Raw genomic sequence first — 14,889 nt, forward strand, 5'->3', positions numbered from 1 at the left:
AGCACCACCCCACCCCGTCATCCCGGCCGTAGCGCAGCGAAGAGCCGGGATCTCCCACGTCAGGAAAACACCAACGCCAGTACCACCACTTACGTACGAGATCCCGGCTCTCCGCTGCGCTGCGGCCGGGATGACAGCAGGACCGCAAGCCAGCAGCGTAGGGTATTCGAAGCCCCAGCAAGCGCCTCCCCGGTGCATCCCGTATTCACGGAACGATTGGCCAGGCGACACACTCGAACATATAATCCCACTTATATGCTTAGCAGGAGGAACGCATGGGCCAAATCACCATCTACCTCGACAATGACCACGAACAGCGTCTCAAGCGCGCAGCTCAATCGGCCGGCATCCCCGTCAGCCGCTTCGTCGCACGGCTGGTAGAAGAAAACACCCGAACCGAGTGGCCCGACTCCGTCCGCACCCTGGCCGGTCAATGGAATCACTTCCCCACGGTCGAGGAACTGCGCGACACGCCCCCGGACAGCCCCCGCGAAGCGCTGTGAAATACGCCCTGGACACCAACACCCTGATCTATTTCTTCAAGGGTCACGGCAAGGTCGCCGAAAACCTGCTGGCCACAGCACCCTCCGACGTCCTCGTTCCCGCCATTGTGGTGTACGAGCTCGAAACCGGCATCGCCAAGTCCAGCGAGCCCGAAAAACGCCAAAAGCAGCTGGCCGAGCTACTCGATGTCGTCACCGTCCTCCCGTTTGACCGACCCACCGCCAGCCATGCCGCCCGCATACGCGCCCACCTCGAGCAACAGGGCACACCCATCGGCCCCATGGACACACTGATCGCCGCCACTGCCCTGGCCTACAACGCGACCCTCGTCACCCACAACGTGGCCGAGTTCCAACGGGTCCCCAGTCTCCCACTCACCGACTGGTTCAGCTGACCCCACAAAGCCCATCCAGCCACCCTCCCCCCTCTACAACCCCGTCATCGCGAGGAGCCAAGCGACGCGGCGACCTCCACGGTCAGCCCCAACCACCGACCTTGCCACCGCTGTTGTGGGAGCGGGCTCGCCCGCGAAGCCCCCGCCAGAGCCGACCATTGCAAGACACCTTCCCAGGGTCCTTCATCCGGCACACCCCCCACCCCGTCATCCCGGCCGCAGCCAAGCGAAGAGCCGGCATCGCGCACGGATGGGATTCCACAGCGACTGTGCTAACGCTGGCCGGTACAGATCCCGGATAACGGCTTCGCCGTTTCCGGGATGACCCGAGAGGTGGATCCTGCGGGACTACGAAGCAGGCAGTCTCCGTGGTAACCCCTTGCCGTCATCCCGGGCGCAGCGCCACCCCACACCGTCATCCTAGCCGTAGCGCCGCCCCACCCCGTCATCCCGGCCGTAGCGAAGCGAAGAGCCGGGATCTCCCACGTCGGAACCACACCAAACGGCGGAGTCACCACCCACGCCAAAGATCCCGGACAACCACTCCACAGTTTCCGGGATAACGGCCAACAACAAAATCCTCTCCGCCCCAGCGTTGCCTCTACTAAGGATGCGCCAATCACCTATGAATGCGAACGTGCACATTCAGAGACATCTCCCTACACTGGGATGCATGAGCAATCGCCCCGAAATCGATCGCATTCGTGCCGTGTTGCGACACCATCACGAGCTGGAGCTAGCCATTCTGTTCGGATCCCTGGCGAGCGGAAAAATGCACCCACATAGCGATGTCGACCTGGCCGTCAGCGCGGGAGCGCCGCTTCCAGCCACCACGCGCGTCGCGCTCATCGAAGAAATTGCCTCCACCACCGGGCGTCCCGTGGACCTTGTGGACCTCACCCAGGCCGGCGAACCCTTACTGGGCGAGACCGTCACACGCGGCATCCGCCTGACCGGACAGGACGAGGCCCACGCCCGCTTCCTCACGCGCCACTTGCTCGACCAGGCCGATTTCTCCCCCTACCGCGACCGCATTCTGGCCGAACGGAGACAAGCGTGGATCGCCGGGTAATCGAACAAAAGCTCGAAACGCTCCGCTATTGCGTCCAGCGGGTCGCGCAACGTTGCCCCGACGACCCCAACCAACTCCAGCAAGATCCGGATACACAGGACATCATCGCCCTCAACCTGTCCCGTGCGGTGCAACAATGTGTCGACATTGGAGCCCATCTCGTGACTTCGCTCGAACTACCCCCTCCGGACACCATGGGCGAGACGTTCGACCGTCTCGCTGAAGGCGGCATCATTGAAGCGATGCCTGGCCGACCGGCTCAAGAAGGACGTCGGCTTTCCCAACATCGCAGTCCATAACTACGAGCGCATCAACTGGGAGATCGTTCACGCTGTGTGCTCGCGCCACCTCGACGACTTCCGGACCTTTGCACGCACAGTCAACGAGCGCCTCTAAGTCACCCTTCAACCAGGTGCAACCATCGATTGGCACGAGCAGCCCCCGTAGGAGCCGCCTCGGCGGCGAAGCCCCCGCCAAAGCCCGAAAACCACCAACCCTACCGCCGCAACGGCGCCACCGCCCGCCTCAACCCCTCATCCAGCGAAACCGGCGGCACCCACCCAAGCACCTCCCGCGCCTTCGAAGCATCCACCTGCAACGACCCCAACAACCGCCGCGCCATCTCCCGCTTGCCCAGCGCCGCCGCCCCGGCCCGCAACATCCAAACCGGCACCGGCACCAACCGCGCTGGCCGCTCCAGCGCATCCCCCACCTTACGCAACAACCCGGCCGTGGACACATCCTCCCCATCCGTCACCAGGAAGGTCTCACCCGCCGCAGCCGGATGGTCCAGACACGTCACAATCAAATCCACCAGGTTATCCAGCGCCACCAGGCTGCGCCGGTTCTGCGTCACCGCACCCAGTGGCAATGGCACTCCCTTGTTCACCCAGCGCAGCAGGCTGCCGAAATTCGCCCCCACACCCGGCCCATACACCAGCGGCGGCCGGACGATCACCACCTCCAGCCCCGTTTCCGCACTGAGCGCTCGAAGCCCATCCTCCGCCTCGCGCTTGGACACGCCGTACGGATCCTCCGGCGCTGGCGCATCCGTCTCGCGGAACGGCTGCCGCGACGACGTGTCCTCACCGTTCACCTTCACCGAGCTGACAAACACGAACCGCCGCACCCCCGCCTCCACCGCCTGCCGCGCCAGCCGCAGCGTGCCTTCCACATTCACCCGCCGGAACGCCTCCAGCGGAACCGCCGCCGGCTCATCCATCACATGCACGCGCGCCGCCGCATGCACCACGGCCTCCACGCCCTGCAGCGCGCCACTCCAGTCCGCATCCGGGCCAAGCGCCGGGGTTACCGCCAACTCCGCACCCTCCGGCACCGAGACGCTGCGCCGACACGCCGCGACCGGGAGCAAGCGGCCATCAGTCACAAGCCTGCTCACTACGGCACCGCCCACAAAACCCGTCGCCCCGGTTACAAGAACACGCCCCGCCATCGCGCCACATCCCATCTTATTGCGAGGGCCCCAAGGGCCCGTGGCGGTCCCTTGCCACGGGGCCCGCCACGGGATGCAGCCACCCCAACCGCCGCGCAAGCCCAGGCAACCGATGCCGCACCGCCGCACGCCCTGTCTGATGGGCAAAACACCAGGCGCTGTGGGTCAGAGAAAGCCCTTCCACCTCCCGATACATCCGCCATGTGTAGAGCGAGGTAGAAGCCTTGTTCGAGGAAATGGACCCCGAGCGCACCCGATACACCCCAAGCACCTCGTTCAGCCCCAGCGCCGTCTCGCCATCGCGCAACAGTTCCAGCCACAACGCATAATCCTGGCGCCGGCGGATCAACGGCATGTAGCGTTTGCCGAACACCTTCGTGTCATACATCGCCGTCAAACAACCGACGTAACACGTCTTCAGAAGCTCTCGATAACGCAGCCGATCCGGAACGCCCACCGGCGCCAGATACCGCCCATTCTCGTCAACGCGCTCGTAAGCCCCATACGAAAACGCAGCCCCCTCCTCCCTCATAAAGGCCAGCTGCCGCTCCAGCTTGTGCGCCAGCCACAAATCATCCCCATCCAGAAACGCGATATATCGTCCGCGGGAGAGATCGATCGCGGTGTTTCTGGCCACCGCCGCTCCCTCATTGCGTTCTAGTTGAACCAACCGTATACGCTCATCTTGCTCGGCGAACCCGCGAACAATCCGCCGAGAGGCATCGTCCGAAGCATCGTCGACCACGATTAACTCCCAGTCGACGAACGTCTGCGCCAGTACCGAACGAATACTCGACTCGACGAATCTCTCGCCGTTGTAAACCGGCATCACGACTGAAACGACAGGGTTGTCATGATTCCCTGAAGTGTTCACCGGAACTTGTCCTCACTTAAGCCCATACCCTTCTCTTGTGTGAGCGCACCGGCGGCGCATCCACTACCCCGATCAACGCATTGCATAGTTCCAGGACCGGCCCCACCGTCTAGCTTCAGCTTCCAGGCATGAGTAAACACGAACGCCGCGCGCGGCAACCCTGCGCAAGCTCGTTTCCCATCCTGTTCGAGAACGTCAAAGCACCCACTGGTATGGCACCGCCTGATGGGCACCGACCCACAAGCCTCGTGCGAACATGGCTCCGAACAGGGCCACGAAGCCCACGGTCCACCCAATCCTCTCTAGCCTTGTTGCAAAGCACGCGATAACCCACGGCAATAACACGGCAAGCGCGGGCATAAAGTAGAGCGCAAGTCGATTCACGGCCCAGAATTGGTACAACGCGATCGTCAGCAATAGACCCAGGATGGCGGTGTTCCGGAACACCACCACCGCACGTCCTTCAGTGGCGACGCGTTCCCACATCAGCAGCACCAGACCGGCCAAGCCCAGGTAAATCAGATACCCCAGCCCAAACTCATAGGCATCCAGCCGCTCGACCACCCATCCCGGATAATGTGCATATTGGAAAGGCAGGACAGCCGACATCCATTGCAAAAATCCGAGTGCAGCGTCGCGACTCGTGGACAGCACTACAGCACCTGCGAGGCCGACCAAAACCAGAACCCTCGGCCAAGCCAAGTGCAGCAGCCAGTACAGTGGCCAAACGATGAGTGCCGTGAGGTGAAACCCGGCCGCGACCGAGACCCCGAACGTCCAGAACAGGAGCTGACGCTGCCAAATTGCAGGCAGGGCCAGCATGACGATACCAATCGCGATAGCTGAACGCACCGCGTTGGTCATAAAAAATGGAAACGCCAGCCCGAACAGGATCAAGACGCCCAACCACGGTATTGGACTCGACCGAAACACCCGATAGAACAGCGGCAAAGCGGCAAGGACAGCCGATACCGCGAAAACCAGAATCACTCCTGGGGGGCCGAACGGCGCCGCCAGCTGATTAAGCAAGGAGTAAAGCGGCTCAATCCAGTGGAGTTCGTGCCCAGCACGGACCCACTCGAACATCCATACGTAGTTCGCGTAATCGTTGCCAACATCGCGGCGCACGGCGAGCAACAACACGAGCGGTGCCACGGCCAACACCGCCAGCGCGCCAGTCGCACCCCGCACTTGCAGTTCGGCACCGCGCACCGCGGGCATGCCAAACCGGCTTGCGGCCTGACCAGACGTGCGCTCCAAAGCCGTACCAGTTCGGAGGAACCCCGCGACCAACAACGCCCAGACCAACAGGCCCAACCACGCTGTCACTGGCGCCCCCGCCAGCCCAGATAGACATTGTCCCGTCGTACCGACGGCCTCACTTTATCCGTTCCTGCGCATCCCGACGCTGGTTCACAAAGAACCGCCGCCATCTTCCAACATCAAAAATACGCACCCATTCGATCTTCATCGGTGAACAGATCGCGAGCCACCACACTCGTAGCGCCGTCCCAGGGCCATACCGCAAAGACAGCAACATTTGACCAGTCGCGGATCTTCCCCTCCGTACACCCATGGCCGCGAGACGCTGTGAAAGCGAGCGGTCAATCCGGAATCGCTCCATGAACGCGGCCTCTGACATGTCCGCCGTAAGGCTCTCGGAACGCCGATACACCCGGTATACCGGGATCACTTCCGTTCTCAACCGCCCTGCCCGCATGGCCGCCAACACATTGAATGCGACGTCATTGCCGCACCGCACTGGGTCGAAACGCACCCCGTTCGCCTCCACGAAGGCACGCGAATATGCCTTCGCCCAGGGGACAATATGCTGCAGGCACAGCTCCTGCCGCGCCTCTTCATCGGGTGAATGCGCATATTCAATCACTCGTTCGTTCACCCACTCGGATCGCACGGACGGGGCTCCGTCCGCCTCCTGTACTGCCTCCGCGAGGAAATACACCAGATCGTCATCCGGACGCAGGGTTCGATCAAACGTCTCGAAAGCCCCAGGCAGAAACTCGTCGTCCGAATCCGCAAACACCAGCCAGCGCCCACGCGCCGCGTCCAGCCCGACGTTCCGAGCCACCCCTGCACCCGCGTTCTCCCGCGTCGAACACCAGCGCACGCCCGGCCAGCTCACCCTCAACGCATCCAACGCCGCCTGGTCCGGGCTGCAGTCATCCACCACAATCACTTCGATGTCGTCACGCGCCACCGGAACAGAACGCAACAAGCGATCCAGACGATCAGCATCCTCGTAGTGCGGGACGATGAGGGAAAAACGCAAGACAACCGACTCCGTTATGCGGGCATACCAAGCGAGCGCGAAATGCTGGGGACAACTCGTCCATGCCTGACAGGCTTGCGCCCGTCGTAGCTCGCGAGCATTGATGCCCACCCCCAGACCGGGGTGGGTACGGGAGCTGCCGGCTGGTCACCCGTGGCCCGGCCGCAATCCAAGTTGGCCCTCACCGGTGCCAATCCATCACGGTGAGCGCCACGTTGCCCACAGTCTCGCATCGCACATTCCCCCTGACCCGCATGGCCGCCTGACTCGGCCGAATCGCCACACACAAGACCGACCCAACCGGCATTACCCGAGCCACTGCACTTGGCGTAAGCGACTGGCCGCGCTGTGACCGCGACACCTCACACGTAACCGTTATTACTAGAACCAGCTTATCCAGACTAGCAGGTCCGAGCTTAAAGAACTCGCGGGAACGGGGACAGGGTTACTCTCTCAGCCGTGAGCAGACATCGCAACGACTGCACCGGGCTCGAACGTAGCGGCCCTCTCACAACGCGCCGAAGCGGCCGGCCGGGCGATTGCGATACTGGCTCGGACGCACCGCGAGCGCCTTCACGGGCCGGCCCGTTGCGGCCCCTTCGTCGCCCGGCCCCAGCAGCAGCTGCACATGGTTGGTCATCAAGCAGTACGCATACACGCGAATCTCCAGCGCACTGCTCAGTTCGCGAGGGTCCTCCAGGTACCGCCCGTAATCCTCGATCTCGGCAAACACCACCTGCCGATTGTGCCCGCGCTGCACCACATGGTCCGGCATATGCGGCAACACCACCCGCGCCATCCCCTTGGCATATCTCAGCCCCAAAAAAATCGGTCCCCGTTGCAGTCCTATCCCTTTTCGACGGACCCCGCTGACCCAGCGATCTGGAGCACATTCACCTGCTGCTGTATTGGCAAGCCTTCTAAGAGCGCCCGCTTATCCTGCTCGCCTCCCCTCTCGCAAACTCTTTCAAAAACCTCAGACCCGGCAGCTATTCGTGCCCTTTCTTGCCACACCGGCGAGCGCACTATTGTTTGCCAATCGCCCCAGGGCCCCTCGTTGGAACGCTTTCGTATGACCTTTCGCTTGAACTGCCTCCATGCCCACACAGCCGCCTGCAGGGGTGTGTTCGCCACCCAAGAGAGGTGCGGAAAGCGGCCATCGCCATGCTGCACAGCACGTGCGGGTTGCAGCCAGGGCCGGGCCGTGCGCAAAAACAACCGACGATTCAGTTTCCAGCGCGTCGGGACCGACGCGCTCACCTTGACTACCGTATTCGACATAAACGGCTCATAGCTCGCGAACAAACGGCGCGTCGTGTAGAAGTTGGGCATGCCGGTTCGCATCGTCATCGGCCAGAGGACGAACCATTCATGGGCGGTACGCGGGCGGATCGCCCGCACGCTCCCCAGATGCGAGCGCCGGCGCTGCTCCACCTCACGCAGCAGATCGGCACGAAACACTGAACTCTTCAAAGGCCGGCTTCGCGATTCGCCGGTCAGCGAGATCTTTGGCAAGAACGGGAACCGCCCATAGCCTCGGGGCTTCCGTGCATATGCACCCTTCAGAAGAGAGTCGGAGAGATAGCCCCCAAAGACCGCCTGGTACTGATCCAGCTTGCACTCGCTATGAAACCCCAGGGAATGGGCATGTGTGTACTGATGGCCGAGACCGACCAAGCTGCTCGCCTCCTCCAGGATTTCGAGGTAATGCGTCGGAGACCGGTAGCCGGGATAGAACGCGGCACCGTAGGCTTTGGCCACGCGCTCGGCCACCCGACCCTCGCGGTTCATGCTGTCCAGGAAAACGTAGGCGTCGCGCTTGAGCTCGGCCGGCAGCAGACCGGCCAGCGCGCGAGAGTCTTCGCCCCCACTGATGAATTGCGCTACGTGATCCATTCCTGCGGTGACTCGATCTACATACTCCTGAAGCCCGGACCGCAGCGTATCCGCTGCTTCGTCGATACTCCCGAAGGCGGACCGTTCGACCGGCTGCCAGTAAACCTTGGGCTCTAGCTTCTGGGTACGGCCCCCATCCAGCACGGTATAGTCGTGTGCGGCCGCTGGGGTAAGCTGCCGCACGCCCCGATATGCGGTATAGGGATACGTCACCACGTCGTGCAGAATGAAGTCCACCAGCGATGCTTCATCGACGGCACTTCCTTTGCCACTAACCGCCGCCACTGCATCTACACGCGTACCCAGAACCATCCGGCCATCCTCCCGGTGCTCATAGACAGGGATGAACAACATCAGATCGGTGACGCAGGTCACCCTCGCACGAACCTTATCTACGACCAGCACAACGAAAGGCCCGTCCAGGTCATGCTCCCACGACATGTCGCCGGCCAAGATCCGGTCCAGTACAGCCCGCGTGCCGCAATCACGCTCCCCACCAACCAGAAAGCTGTTGTCCCGAAAGCACAGAATGGGCCCACCGACCACGATACAAATGTGCGTATCCGTCTCCACCGGATCGAATCCATTGTAGGGTCCGCGGCTAACTGTTAAGGCACCCCACGCACCCGCATACGACCAAGACAAGGGTCTATCACTTTTCAAGCCATCCGAAACCAACCCTCTGACTCTCTTCCCGAACTCCATTGTGACGTTTGAATATGTAAAATCTGACATACGCCTATCGACCTAAACGGCCCGAACGCAAAACCATCACCCTTTTCTTGATCGACCGCTTTAAACTTACCATCTTATACCGAAGAATAGACCGAAAAGGGAATCGCTCCGTCAACCCCTCCTCCATTGTGTAAACACATGGGTTGCACGCTCCACATGGCTCGCCGCCGAGAGGGCGGTAACAGAACCACGACAAATCCAGAAGTTTCCGAAACCCCTCTTTCTCTGCAACCGAAGCCATTTCACGCTTAGTCATGGACAACAAAGGAAACCTGAACCTCGAAAAGATCGCGATGTCGTCGGACATATCATTTAGCACCCAAGCACCATCTCGCGACAATTCGACATGACCCGAAAGAAAGACCGCAGCCTTGTCATCTGCATGGACACTCAGCTCGATACCATTCAATCCGGCGTGCGCGGCGTACCTAGAAAGCCAGTCGTACTGAGAACCAAGGTGCGCCCGAGACCTTAAGCGCTGGAATGCTTCCGTTATTTCGGCGTTCTTAGGTATTTCCGTTACGGGAAGGACTTTTAATTCACCGATCCGTTCCGCCGCAGACCTATTGAATGAATGTAGACGCCCTTTTATCTCCGCAATGGAAGACAACTCCATCAAACTCGACCGCCGCTCTAGATCAATCAGATAATATGGCGATACATTTTTATTTTCCACGAGAACCAGGTAAAGAACCCTAAATGTAGAATCCCATCCCCCAGTCCATAGAACATCAACCGAATTAGACAAGAAAACGCTCCGTGACTCTCCAAAAGCTAAAAACCGGGACAGATCTATTTTCTCGCGTCCGGCGCGATGACGGGCGGCCCGGGCGGCGGCGCTCGATGGGCACGCCGATGATCTGCTCCACCTCGCCCACGAAACGTTGGTGCCCAGTGACCCGACTCCGCTGCGAGGCCTCACGCATCAGCGTCAGCTCCTGCTGCGGGACGCCCTGCTCCACGAAGCGGGCGTAGCGTTCATGGCGTGCGGTCCCTTCGTCCGCTAGATCGACATATTCCGGGTCCATGTGGCCCAGCTCCCCGTGACGCCCATCAGCTGGCGGGAGGTGGGCCAACTGTACTTCCTAGCGGGCGCCACGATACGCGCCCCCACCAGGTTCAGCTCGATGTAGCGAGCGCAGGCCAGCCGATACGTCGCCGCCTGACCGCGGCTGGCGTCACAGCGCCCTTCCCACAGCGCACCGGACCGGACCTCCAGGCGATTGCGATACCGGGTGGCACGCACCCCAGTGCCTTCACCAGACGCCCCATCGCCGCGAACTCCACGCCGAACCCCAGCAACAGCTGCACGTGGTTGGCCATCAAACAGTACGTTTACACTCGAATTTCCAGCGGACTACTCAGCTCGCGCGGGCCCTCCAGGTCCCAATCCTAATCCTCGCCCTCGGCAAGCATGATCCTCGCCCTCGGCAAGCATGGCCTGCCGATTCTGCCCCCAATGCACCGTCCTTGGCATCCTCCCTACATCACCCACCTGCTCCTAGTGGCAAAAATACCCCCTCCGATTCAATGGTGCGTCAAGCGGGAAGACAAGAACAATCTACAGACCGAATATTCTATAATATTGACCCAGAATGATCACAGCGAAAGGCCATCAATATCTGACTCAGCCTCTCAAGTGGGACGTGCATTTGGGCTGCGCCAGCCCATTCACTACCAGGCTGAGGACAGAGAATCACGTGGTGCTGGAGATTCCTCTGTTGGCAGATATTTCGAAAACATGGGATACGGTGACGATCCGGCATCAACTCAACAACAATGGTTCCTTCTTGGCACCACATCAGGTTCGTTAAACCAGCACCATGTGCGGCTACTACGATTCCAGCGCGAGCGAAGAGTGAAATTTGTTCGCGGACAGACATTCCCGAAAGCTGCCTCACATCCATCCCATAAGCTTCAACAAGGCTCTGTACATCAGATTCGTTCTGAATGGGCCGGCGCAGGCTGTCACCGCGTGAGATGTAAAGCGAGTTACTCGATCCTGACTCAAAAGGGCGCATCCCAACCGACTTCCTGATGCGCTCAACCAATCCGGGTGTCATGTTGAGCGCCCCTTTATCACGGACAGGGACCAACAGTTGCTCCGCTGTAAAGCGATCGTGGTCATGATATCGGACCACCCGATCTGAGGGAATACCAACAAGTTCAAGCACTTCGTCTTGCCATGGTTGCAGTCCATGTGAAATAAGGAAGCGGTCAGGCTGAAGATCCGACGGTAGCGTATCCTGGAGCATGAGATAGTCCCCAACCGTATCAATCCAGAAATGATAGTAGTTGCATGCATCACTTTCGTGGTTTCCTAGCAATGCGATTCGCTCATGGAGGTGCGGGCCTCTTCGGGGAAACCTATGCTCGTACTGCAAAATCGCTCGGAGGCGTTGGGCGGCCAGATAGGGAGCACGCGGATAGGCCACCCGCCGAAAGGAATGGACGCGTACTGCAGCACGGCGATCCAATGGGTTTCGGCCCTGGTGCGGGTGTGACTTGAGCATGTAGACATCGGGCATCTCGACTTGGCAGACACCAATGCATCGCATGGGCTCCCGTTGGCGCCATCCAACCATGTCCTGATCAGAGCTTGGCGCGGACGAAGCTCTGGCTGGGGACCAGCCAGACTGCTCCGCGTCGATCCAGCGTACCGGGCCCGTTTTTCCAGGCCGAACCGACGTGACATCCTCCAACGCATGCAGCACTTTGCGAGCGGCCGCTTTGGCCAGCCGTACGGCATTCAGTTTGGGTGTCATCCAACGCGCTCCTTGCCGACGATCGTCATGGTCAAGCCAGCCCTCGCGAGCGCAGATCGCGGAACCATGCGATCGTTTGCTCCAAACCCGCCTCGAGTGAGATGGTGGGCTGCCACCCGAGTTGGTCCCTCGCCAGGGAAATGTCGGGTTGGCGCTGCCGCGGATCATCCTCAGCGGCGTCTTGATGCACCAGCGATGAGTTCGATCCCGTCTGTCGGATAATCTGGCGTGCCAGGTCGAGTACCGAAACTTCCTGCGGATTGCCCAGGTTGATTGGGCCGGTACAGTCGTCGTCCGTTTTCATCAGGTCCATCAGGCCCTGGACCATGTCATCGACATAACAGAATGAGCGGGTCTGTTCGCCGCTGCCGTAGATCGTGATGGGCTGGCCCTGCAGTGCCTGAAGAACGAAATTGGAAATGACTCGGCCATCGCGCGGCTGCATCCTTGGCCCGTAGGTATTGAAGATGCGAGCCACCTTGATCGGCATCGCATGCTGGCGCCGATAGTCGAAGAACAGCGTTTCAGCACAGCGCTTGGCTTCGTCGTAGCAGGCGCGTGGGCCGATGGGGTTCACGCGGCCCCAGTAGTCTTCCTTCTGCGGGTGCACTTCCGGGTCGCCGTACACCTCGCTGGTCGATGCCTGAAGGATCCGGGCACCGGTCCTCTTGGCCAGACCCAGCATGTTGATAGCACCATGCACGCACACCTTGGTCGTCTGCACGGGGTCAAACTGGTAATGCACGGGTGAGGCCGGGCACGCCAGGTTGTAGATCTCGTCCGCCTCGACATACAGGGGCTGGGTAATATCATGCCGCACCACCTCGAATAGAGGGTTGCGAACAAGATCTCGAATGTTGTCGCGGGAGCCCGTAAAAAAATTATCCACGCACAATACTTCGTGCCCCTCCTGCAAGAGTCGCTCGCACAAGCGGGACCCCAGGAAACCGGCGCCACCGGTGACCAGGACTTTCTTTCGAAGGCTGTAGTGCATGGGTATTTTTCTTTCCTTGTCCGGCCCTGCTCACGGGGTTCGTCTGGTCGTTTCCTTGTCCATGGCCTGACCATCCGCTGGCGCAGGGGCGGATGCTTCACATGAAAGCACCGCACCATGCTGCAGTTTCACGATGGAATCGCATCGTGAGACCGTACCCAGCCGATGGGCGATCATGATGATCGTCTTGGTGCTGGACAGCACGGCCACGGCCTCCATGACCGCGGTTTCCGTCTCATGGTCCAGCGCGCTGGTGGCCTCGTCGAACACCAGCACGGGCGGATCATGGTAGAGCGCGCGGGCGATACCGATCCGCTGGCGCTGCCCGCCCGACAAGCGGACGCCACGCTCCCCCACTAACGTGTCGTAGCCCTGCGGCATGTCCTGGACGATGAAGTCATGCACCTGGGCCATGCGGGCGCAACGCTCGACCTGCGCGTGATCGATCTGCTCGGGCGGCACGCCCAGGGCGATGTTTTCGGCCACAGAGGAATCGGTCAGGAAGATATCCTGGGGTACGTAGCCCAGTGCCTGCTGCCAGGCGCGCAGGTTGTCATCAGTAATGGGCCGGCCGTCCACTACGATGGCGCCGTGGGTCGGCCGCAGCAGACCCAGCAGGACGTCGACCAGCGTAGTCTTGCCTGCACCGGAGGCGCCGATAATGCCCACGGAACGGCCTACGGGGATTTCCAGGTTGATCCCCTGCAGGGCCGCGCGCACCGCGTTCGGGTAGGTGTAGTGGATGTCCTGCAAAGTGATGTTCTGCCTGGGAACCAGCGGTTGGGGCGTACGCTTGTACAGTTCAGCCAGCGCCGCGCGCTGGTGCAGATCGTAATAGGCGTTGTCCACCGCAGCCGCACCAAAGCGCAGTTTCGCCATACCGGCGTAGATGCGCTGGGCCGCCGGCAGCAGGCGGTAACCCGCAAACGCGTACAGGCCAAGAATCGGCAGGATATCGCCCAGGGCGTTGCTGTCGGTCCCGCCCTGGGTGGTCAGCAGCACCAGCGTAAGTGCGATCACACCGCCAAAACCAATCGCCTCGATGATGAATTTGGGTATCTCCCCAAGCGTCTGGTTGGTGGCCTGGTGGCGGGCCTGCCGGGCGGAAGGACGTTCGAAGCGGGAGAGGTAAGCGTGTTCGCGACCCAACAGCTTGATGTCCTTGATGCCGCCCAGGGCCTCGCTGGCGGCGGTGAAACGCTCCTGGTTGGCGCGGGCGCGGTCGCGCCCCACGCGGCCGAGAATGCCCCGCACGGTGCCGAAGACCAGCGCATACATGCCACCGATCACCACCGCAACGCCCAGCGCCAGCCACGGATCCACGACGATCAGCAGAATCACCAGCGCAAACACCACCACACCATAGGCGACCATCTGCATGCCCGGGCGGAAAACGTTCTGCACGAGCTGGTCCACCTCGGAAAGGATGTTCTTGGCCATGTCGCCGCTGTGGCGGTCGAGAAAGAACGCGTAGGGCTGGCGCAGGTAGGTTTCCAGCAGGCGCTTGCCGATGCTGTGACGGCGCATCTCGATGAAGCGATTCATCGCGTAGTGCGTAAGCGAGCGGAAGAAGGCGGAGAACAGGATGAGCCCGAAGGCGGCGGCACCCAGCGCGAGGATGAAGGCGTCCACCGAGGGGAAGCCAAGGCCTTCGTAGGCCGCGTTGAGCACAGGATTGGTCTCCACCACCTCGGGGTTGCCCAGCACACTCAGAAACGGCATCACCGAAGCGACGCCGACCGTCTCGAGAACGGCCATCACGATCACCATCCCCAGAACGAGCCCACCACGGCGTTTTTCCTTCGGGGTGAGCAGCGCCAGCGTTTTGCGCCAGGTGTTCATCGAGCCAGCGTCCGCTGGTACGCCCTGATGCGTAGGAGGCCAGCCCCCTGGCCGATCGGGCGCAAGACAC

At 61.2% G+C, this 14,889-nt stretch carries 12 protein-coding genes and 3 pseudogenes; 4 read left to right on the forward strand and 11 right to left on the reverse strand.

Annotated elements, in window-relative coordinates; translation table 11 throughout:
• Positions 1-275: 275 nt before the first annotated feature.
• From G333_RS0109310 to G333_RS14320, 4 genes and pseudogenes are all read left to right on the forward strand, one after another.
• A complete protein-coding gene (locus G333_RS0109310) occupies positions 276-503 on the forward strand; it encodes a hypothetical protein (RefSeq protein WP_019628308.1) in 228 nt (75 codons plus the stop codon).
• Complete coding sequence (locus tag G333_RS0109315) at positions 500-898, forward strand: type II toxin-antitoxin system VapC family toxin (protein WP_019628309.1); 399 nt, start codon at positions 500-502, stop codon at positions 896-898. The genes G333_RS0109310 and G333_RS0109315 overlap by 4 nt, the downstream gene beginning before the upstream one ends.
• A gap of 673 nt (positions 899-1,571) precedes the next feature.
• The gene (locus G333_RS0109325; protein ID WP_019628311.1) at positions 1,572-1,970 is read left to right on the forward strand and encodes a nucleotidyltransferase domain-containing protein; all 399 of its coding nucleotides are present in this window, start codon (positions 1,572-1,574) and stop codon (positions 1,968-1,970) included.
• Positions 1,955-2,366: pseudogene (locus G333_RS14320) on the forward strand (DUF86 domain-containing protein). The gene G333_RS0109325 and the pseudogene G333_RS14320 overlap by 16 nt, the downstream one beginning before the upstream one ends.
• Before the next feature lie 100 nt (positions 2,367-2,466).
• Here the strand turns inward: G333_RS14320 and G333_RS14325 are convergent.
• The 11 genes and pseudogenes from G333_RS14325 to G333_RS0109380 all read right to left on the reverse strand — a co-directional run bounded on the left by G333_RS14325 (position 2,467) and on the right by G333_RS0109380 (position 14,819).
• The gene (locus G333_RS14325) at positions 2,467-3,423 is read right to left on the reverse strand and encodes an SDR family oxidoreductase (protein ID WP_026340938.1); all 957 of its coding nucleotides are present in this window, start codon (positions 3,421-3,423) and stop codon (positions 2,467-2,469) included.
• A 16-nt stretch (positions 3,424-3,439) separates the two neighbouring features.
• The gene (locus tag G333_RS0109340) at positions 3,440-4,252 is read right to left on the reverse strand and encodes a glycosyltransferase family A protein (RefSeq protein ID WP_019628314.1); all 813 of its coding nucleotides are present in this window, start codon (positions 4,250-4,252) and stop codon (positions 3,440-3,442) included.
• Positions 4,253-4,492: 240 nt separating this feature from the next.
• Positions 4,493-5,518 (reverse strand): EpsG family protein, encoded by a 1,026-nt coding sequence (locus G333_RS0109345; protein ID WP_231373037.1) that lies wholly within the window; start codon positions 5,516-5,518, stop codon positions 4,493-4,495.
• A 157-nt stretch (positions 5,519-5,675) separates the two neighbouring features.
• Positions 5,676-6,587 (reverse strand): glycosyltransferase family 2 protein, encoded by a 912-nt coding sequence (locus G333_RS0109350; protein ID WP_019628316.1) that lies wholly within the window; start codon positions 6,585-6,587, stop codon positions 5,676-5,678.
• A 434-nt stretch (positions 6,588-7,021) separates the two neighbouring features.
• A pseudogene (locus tag G333_RS0109355) lies at positions 7,022-7,386 on the reverse strand (transposase); the annotation flags it as partial.
• A gap of 47 nt (positions 7,387-7,433) precedes the next feature.
• Entirely contained in the window at positions 7,434-9,056 is a 1,623-nt protein-coding gene (locus tag G333_RS0109360) for an asparagine synthase-related protein (protein WP_019628318.1), read from the reverse strand.
• 166 nt (positions 9,057-9,222) lie between these two features.
• The gene (locus G333_RS15385; RefSeq protein ID WP_369791821.1) at positions 9,223-9,834 is read right to left on the reverse strand and encodes a 7-cyano-7-deazaguanine synthase; all 612 of its coding nucleotides are present in this window, start codon (positions 9,832-9,834) and stop codon (positions 9,223-9,225) included.
• 190 nt (positions 9,835-10,024) lie between these two features.
• A pseudogene (locus tag G333_RS14330) lies at positions 10,025-10,601 on the reverse strand (transposase); the annotation flags it as partial.
• A gap of 194 nt (positions 10,602-10,795) precedes the next feature.
• Positions 10,796-11,545 carry a DUF563 domain-containing protein gene (locus G333_RS14805; protein WP_255346825.1) on the reverse strand — a complete coding sequence of 250 codons (750 nt, stop codon included), beginning with the start codon at positions 11,543-11,545 and terminating at the stop codon, positions 10,796-10,798.
• A gap of 469 nt (positions 11,546-12,014) precedes the next feature.
• The gene (locus G333_RS0109375) at positions 12,015-12,977 is read right to left on the reverse strand and encodes a UDP-glucuronic acid decarboxylase family protein (protein WP_019628321.1); all 963 of its coding nucleotides are present in this window, start codon (positions 12,975-12,977) and stop codon (positions 12,015-12,017) included.
• A gap of 30 nt (positions 12,978-13,007) precedes the next feature.
• On the reverse strand, positions 13,008-14,819 hold the full coding sequence (locus G333_RS0109380; protein WP_019628322.1) for an ABC transporter ATP-binding protein: 1,812 nt from the start codon (positions 14,817-14,819) through the stop codon (positions 13,008-13,010).
• Positions 14,820-14,889 lie beyond the last annotated feature (70 nt).

This window comes from Thioalkalivibrio sp. AKL10 (genome assembly GCF_000381845.1).
Taxonomy (GTDB): Bacteria; Pseudomonadota; Gammaproteobacteria; order Ectothiorhodospirales; family Ectothiorhodospiraceae; genus Thioalkalivibrio; species Thioalkalivibrio versutus.

Excerpts from the sequence above, each read along its gene's own strand:
- G333_RS0109310 (WP_019628308.1), top strand. The coding sequence starts at position 276 with ATGGGCCAAATCACCATCTACCTCGACAATGACCACGAACAGCGTCTC.
- G333_RS0109325 (WP_019628311.1), top strand. The coding sequence starts at position 1,572 with ATGAGCAATCGCCCCGAAATCGATCGCATTCGTGCCGTGTTGCGACAC.
- G333_RS14325 (WP_026340938.1), bottom strand. The coding sequence starts at position 3,423 with ATGGCGGGGCGTGTTCTTGTAACCGGGGCGACGGGTTTTGTGGGCGGT.
- G333_RS0109340 (WP_019628314.1), bottom strand. The coding sequence starts at position 4,252 with ATGCCGGTTTACAACGGCGAGAGATTCGTCGAGTCGAGTATTCGTTCG.
- G333_RS0109345 (WP_231373037.1), bottom strand. The coding sequence starts at position 5,518 with ATGCCCGCGGTGCGCGGTGCCGAACTGCAAGTGCGGGGTGCGACTGGC.
- G333_RS15385 (WP_369791821.1), bottom strand. The coding sequence starts at position 9,834 with ATGGAGTTGTCTTCCATTGCGGAGATAAAAGGGCGTCTACATTCATTC.
- G333_RS0109375 (WP_019628321.1), bottom strand. The coding sequence starts at position 12,977 with ATGCACTACAGCCTTCGAAAGAAAGTCCTGGTCACCGGTGGCGCCGGT.
- G333_RS0109380 (WP_019628322.1), bottom strand. The coding sequence starts at position 14,819 with ATGAACACCTGGCGCAAAACGCTGGCGCTGCTCACCCCGAAGGAAAAA.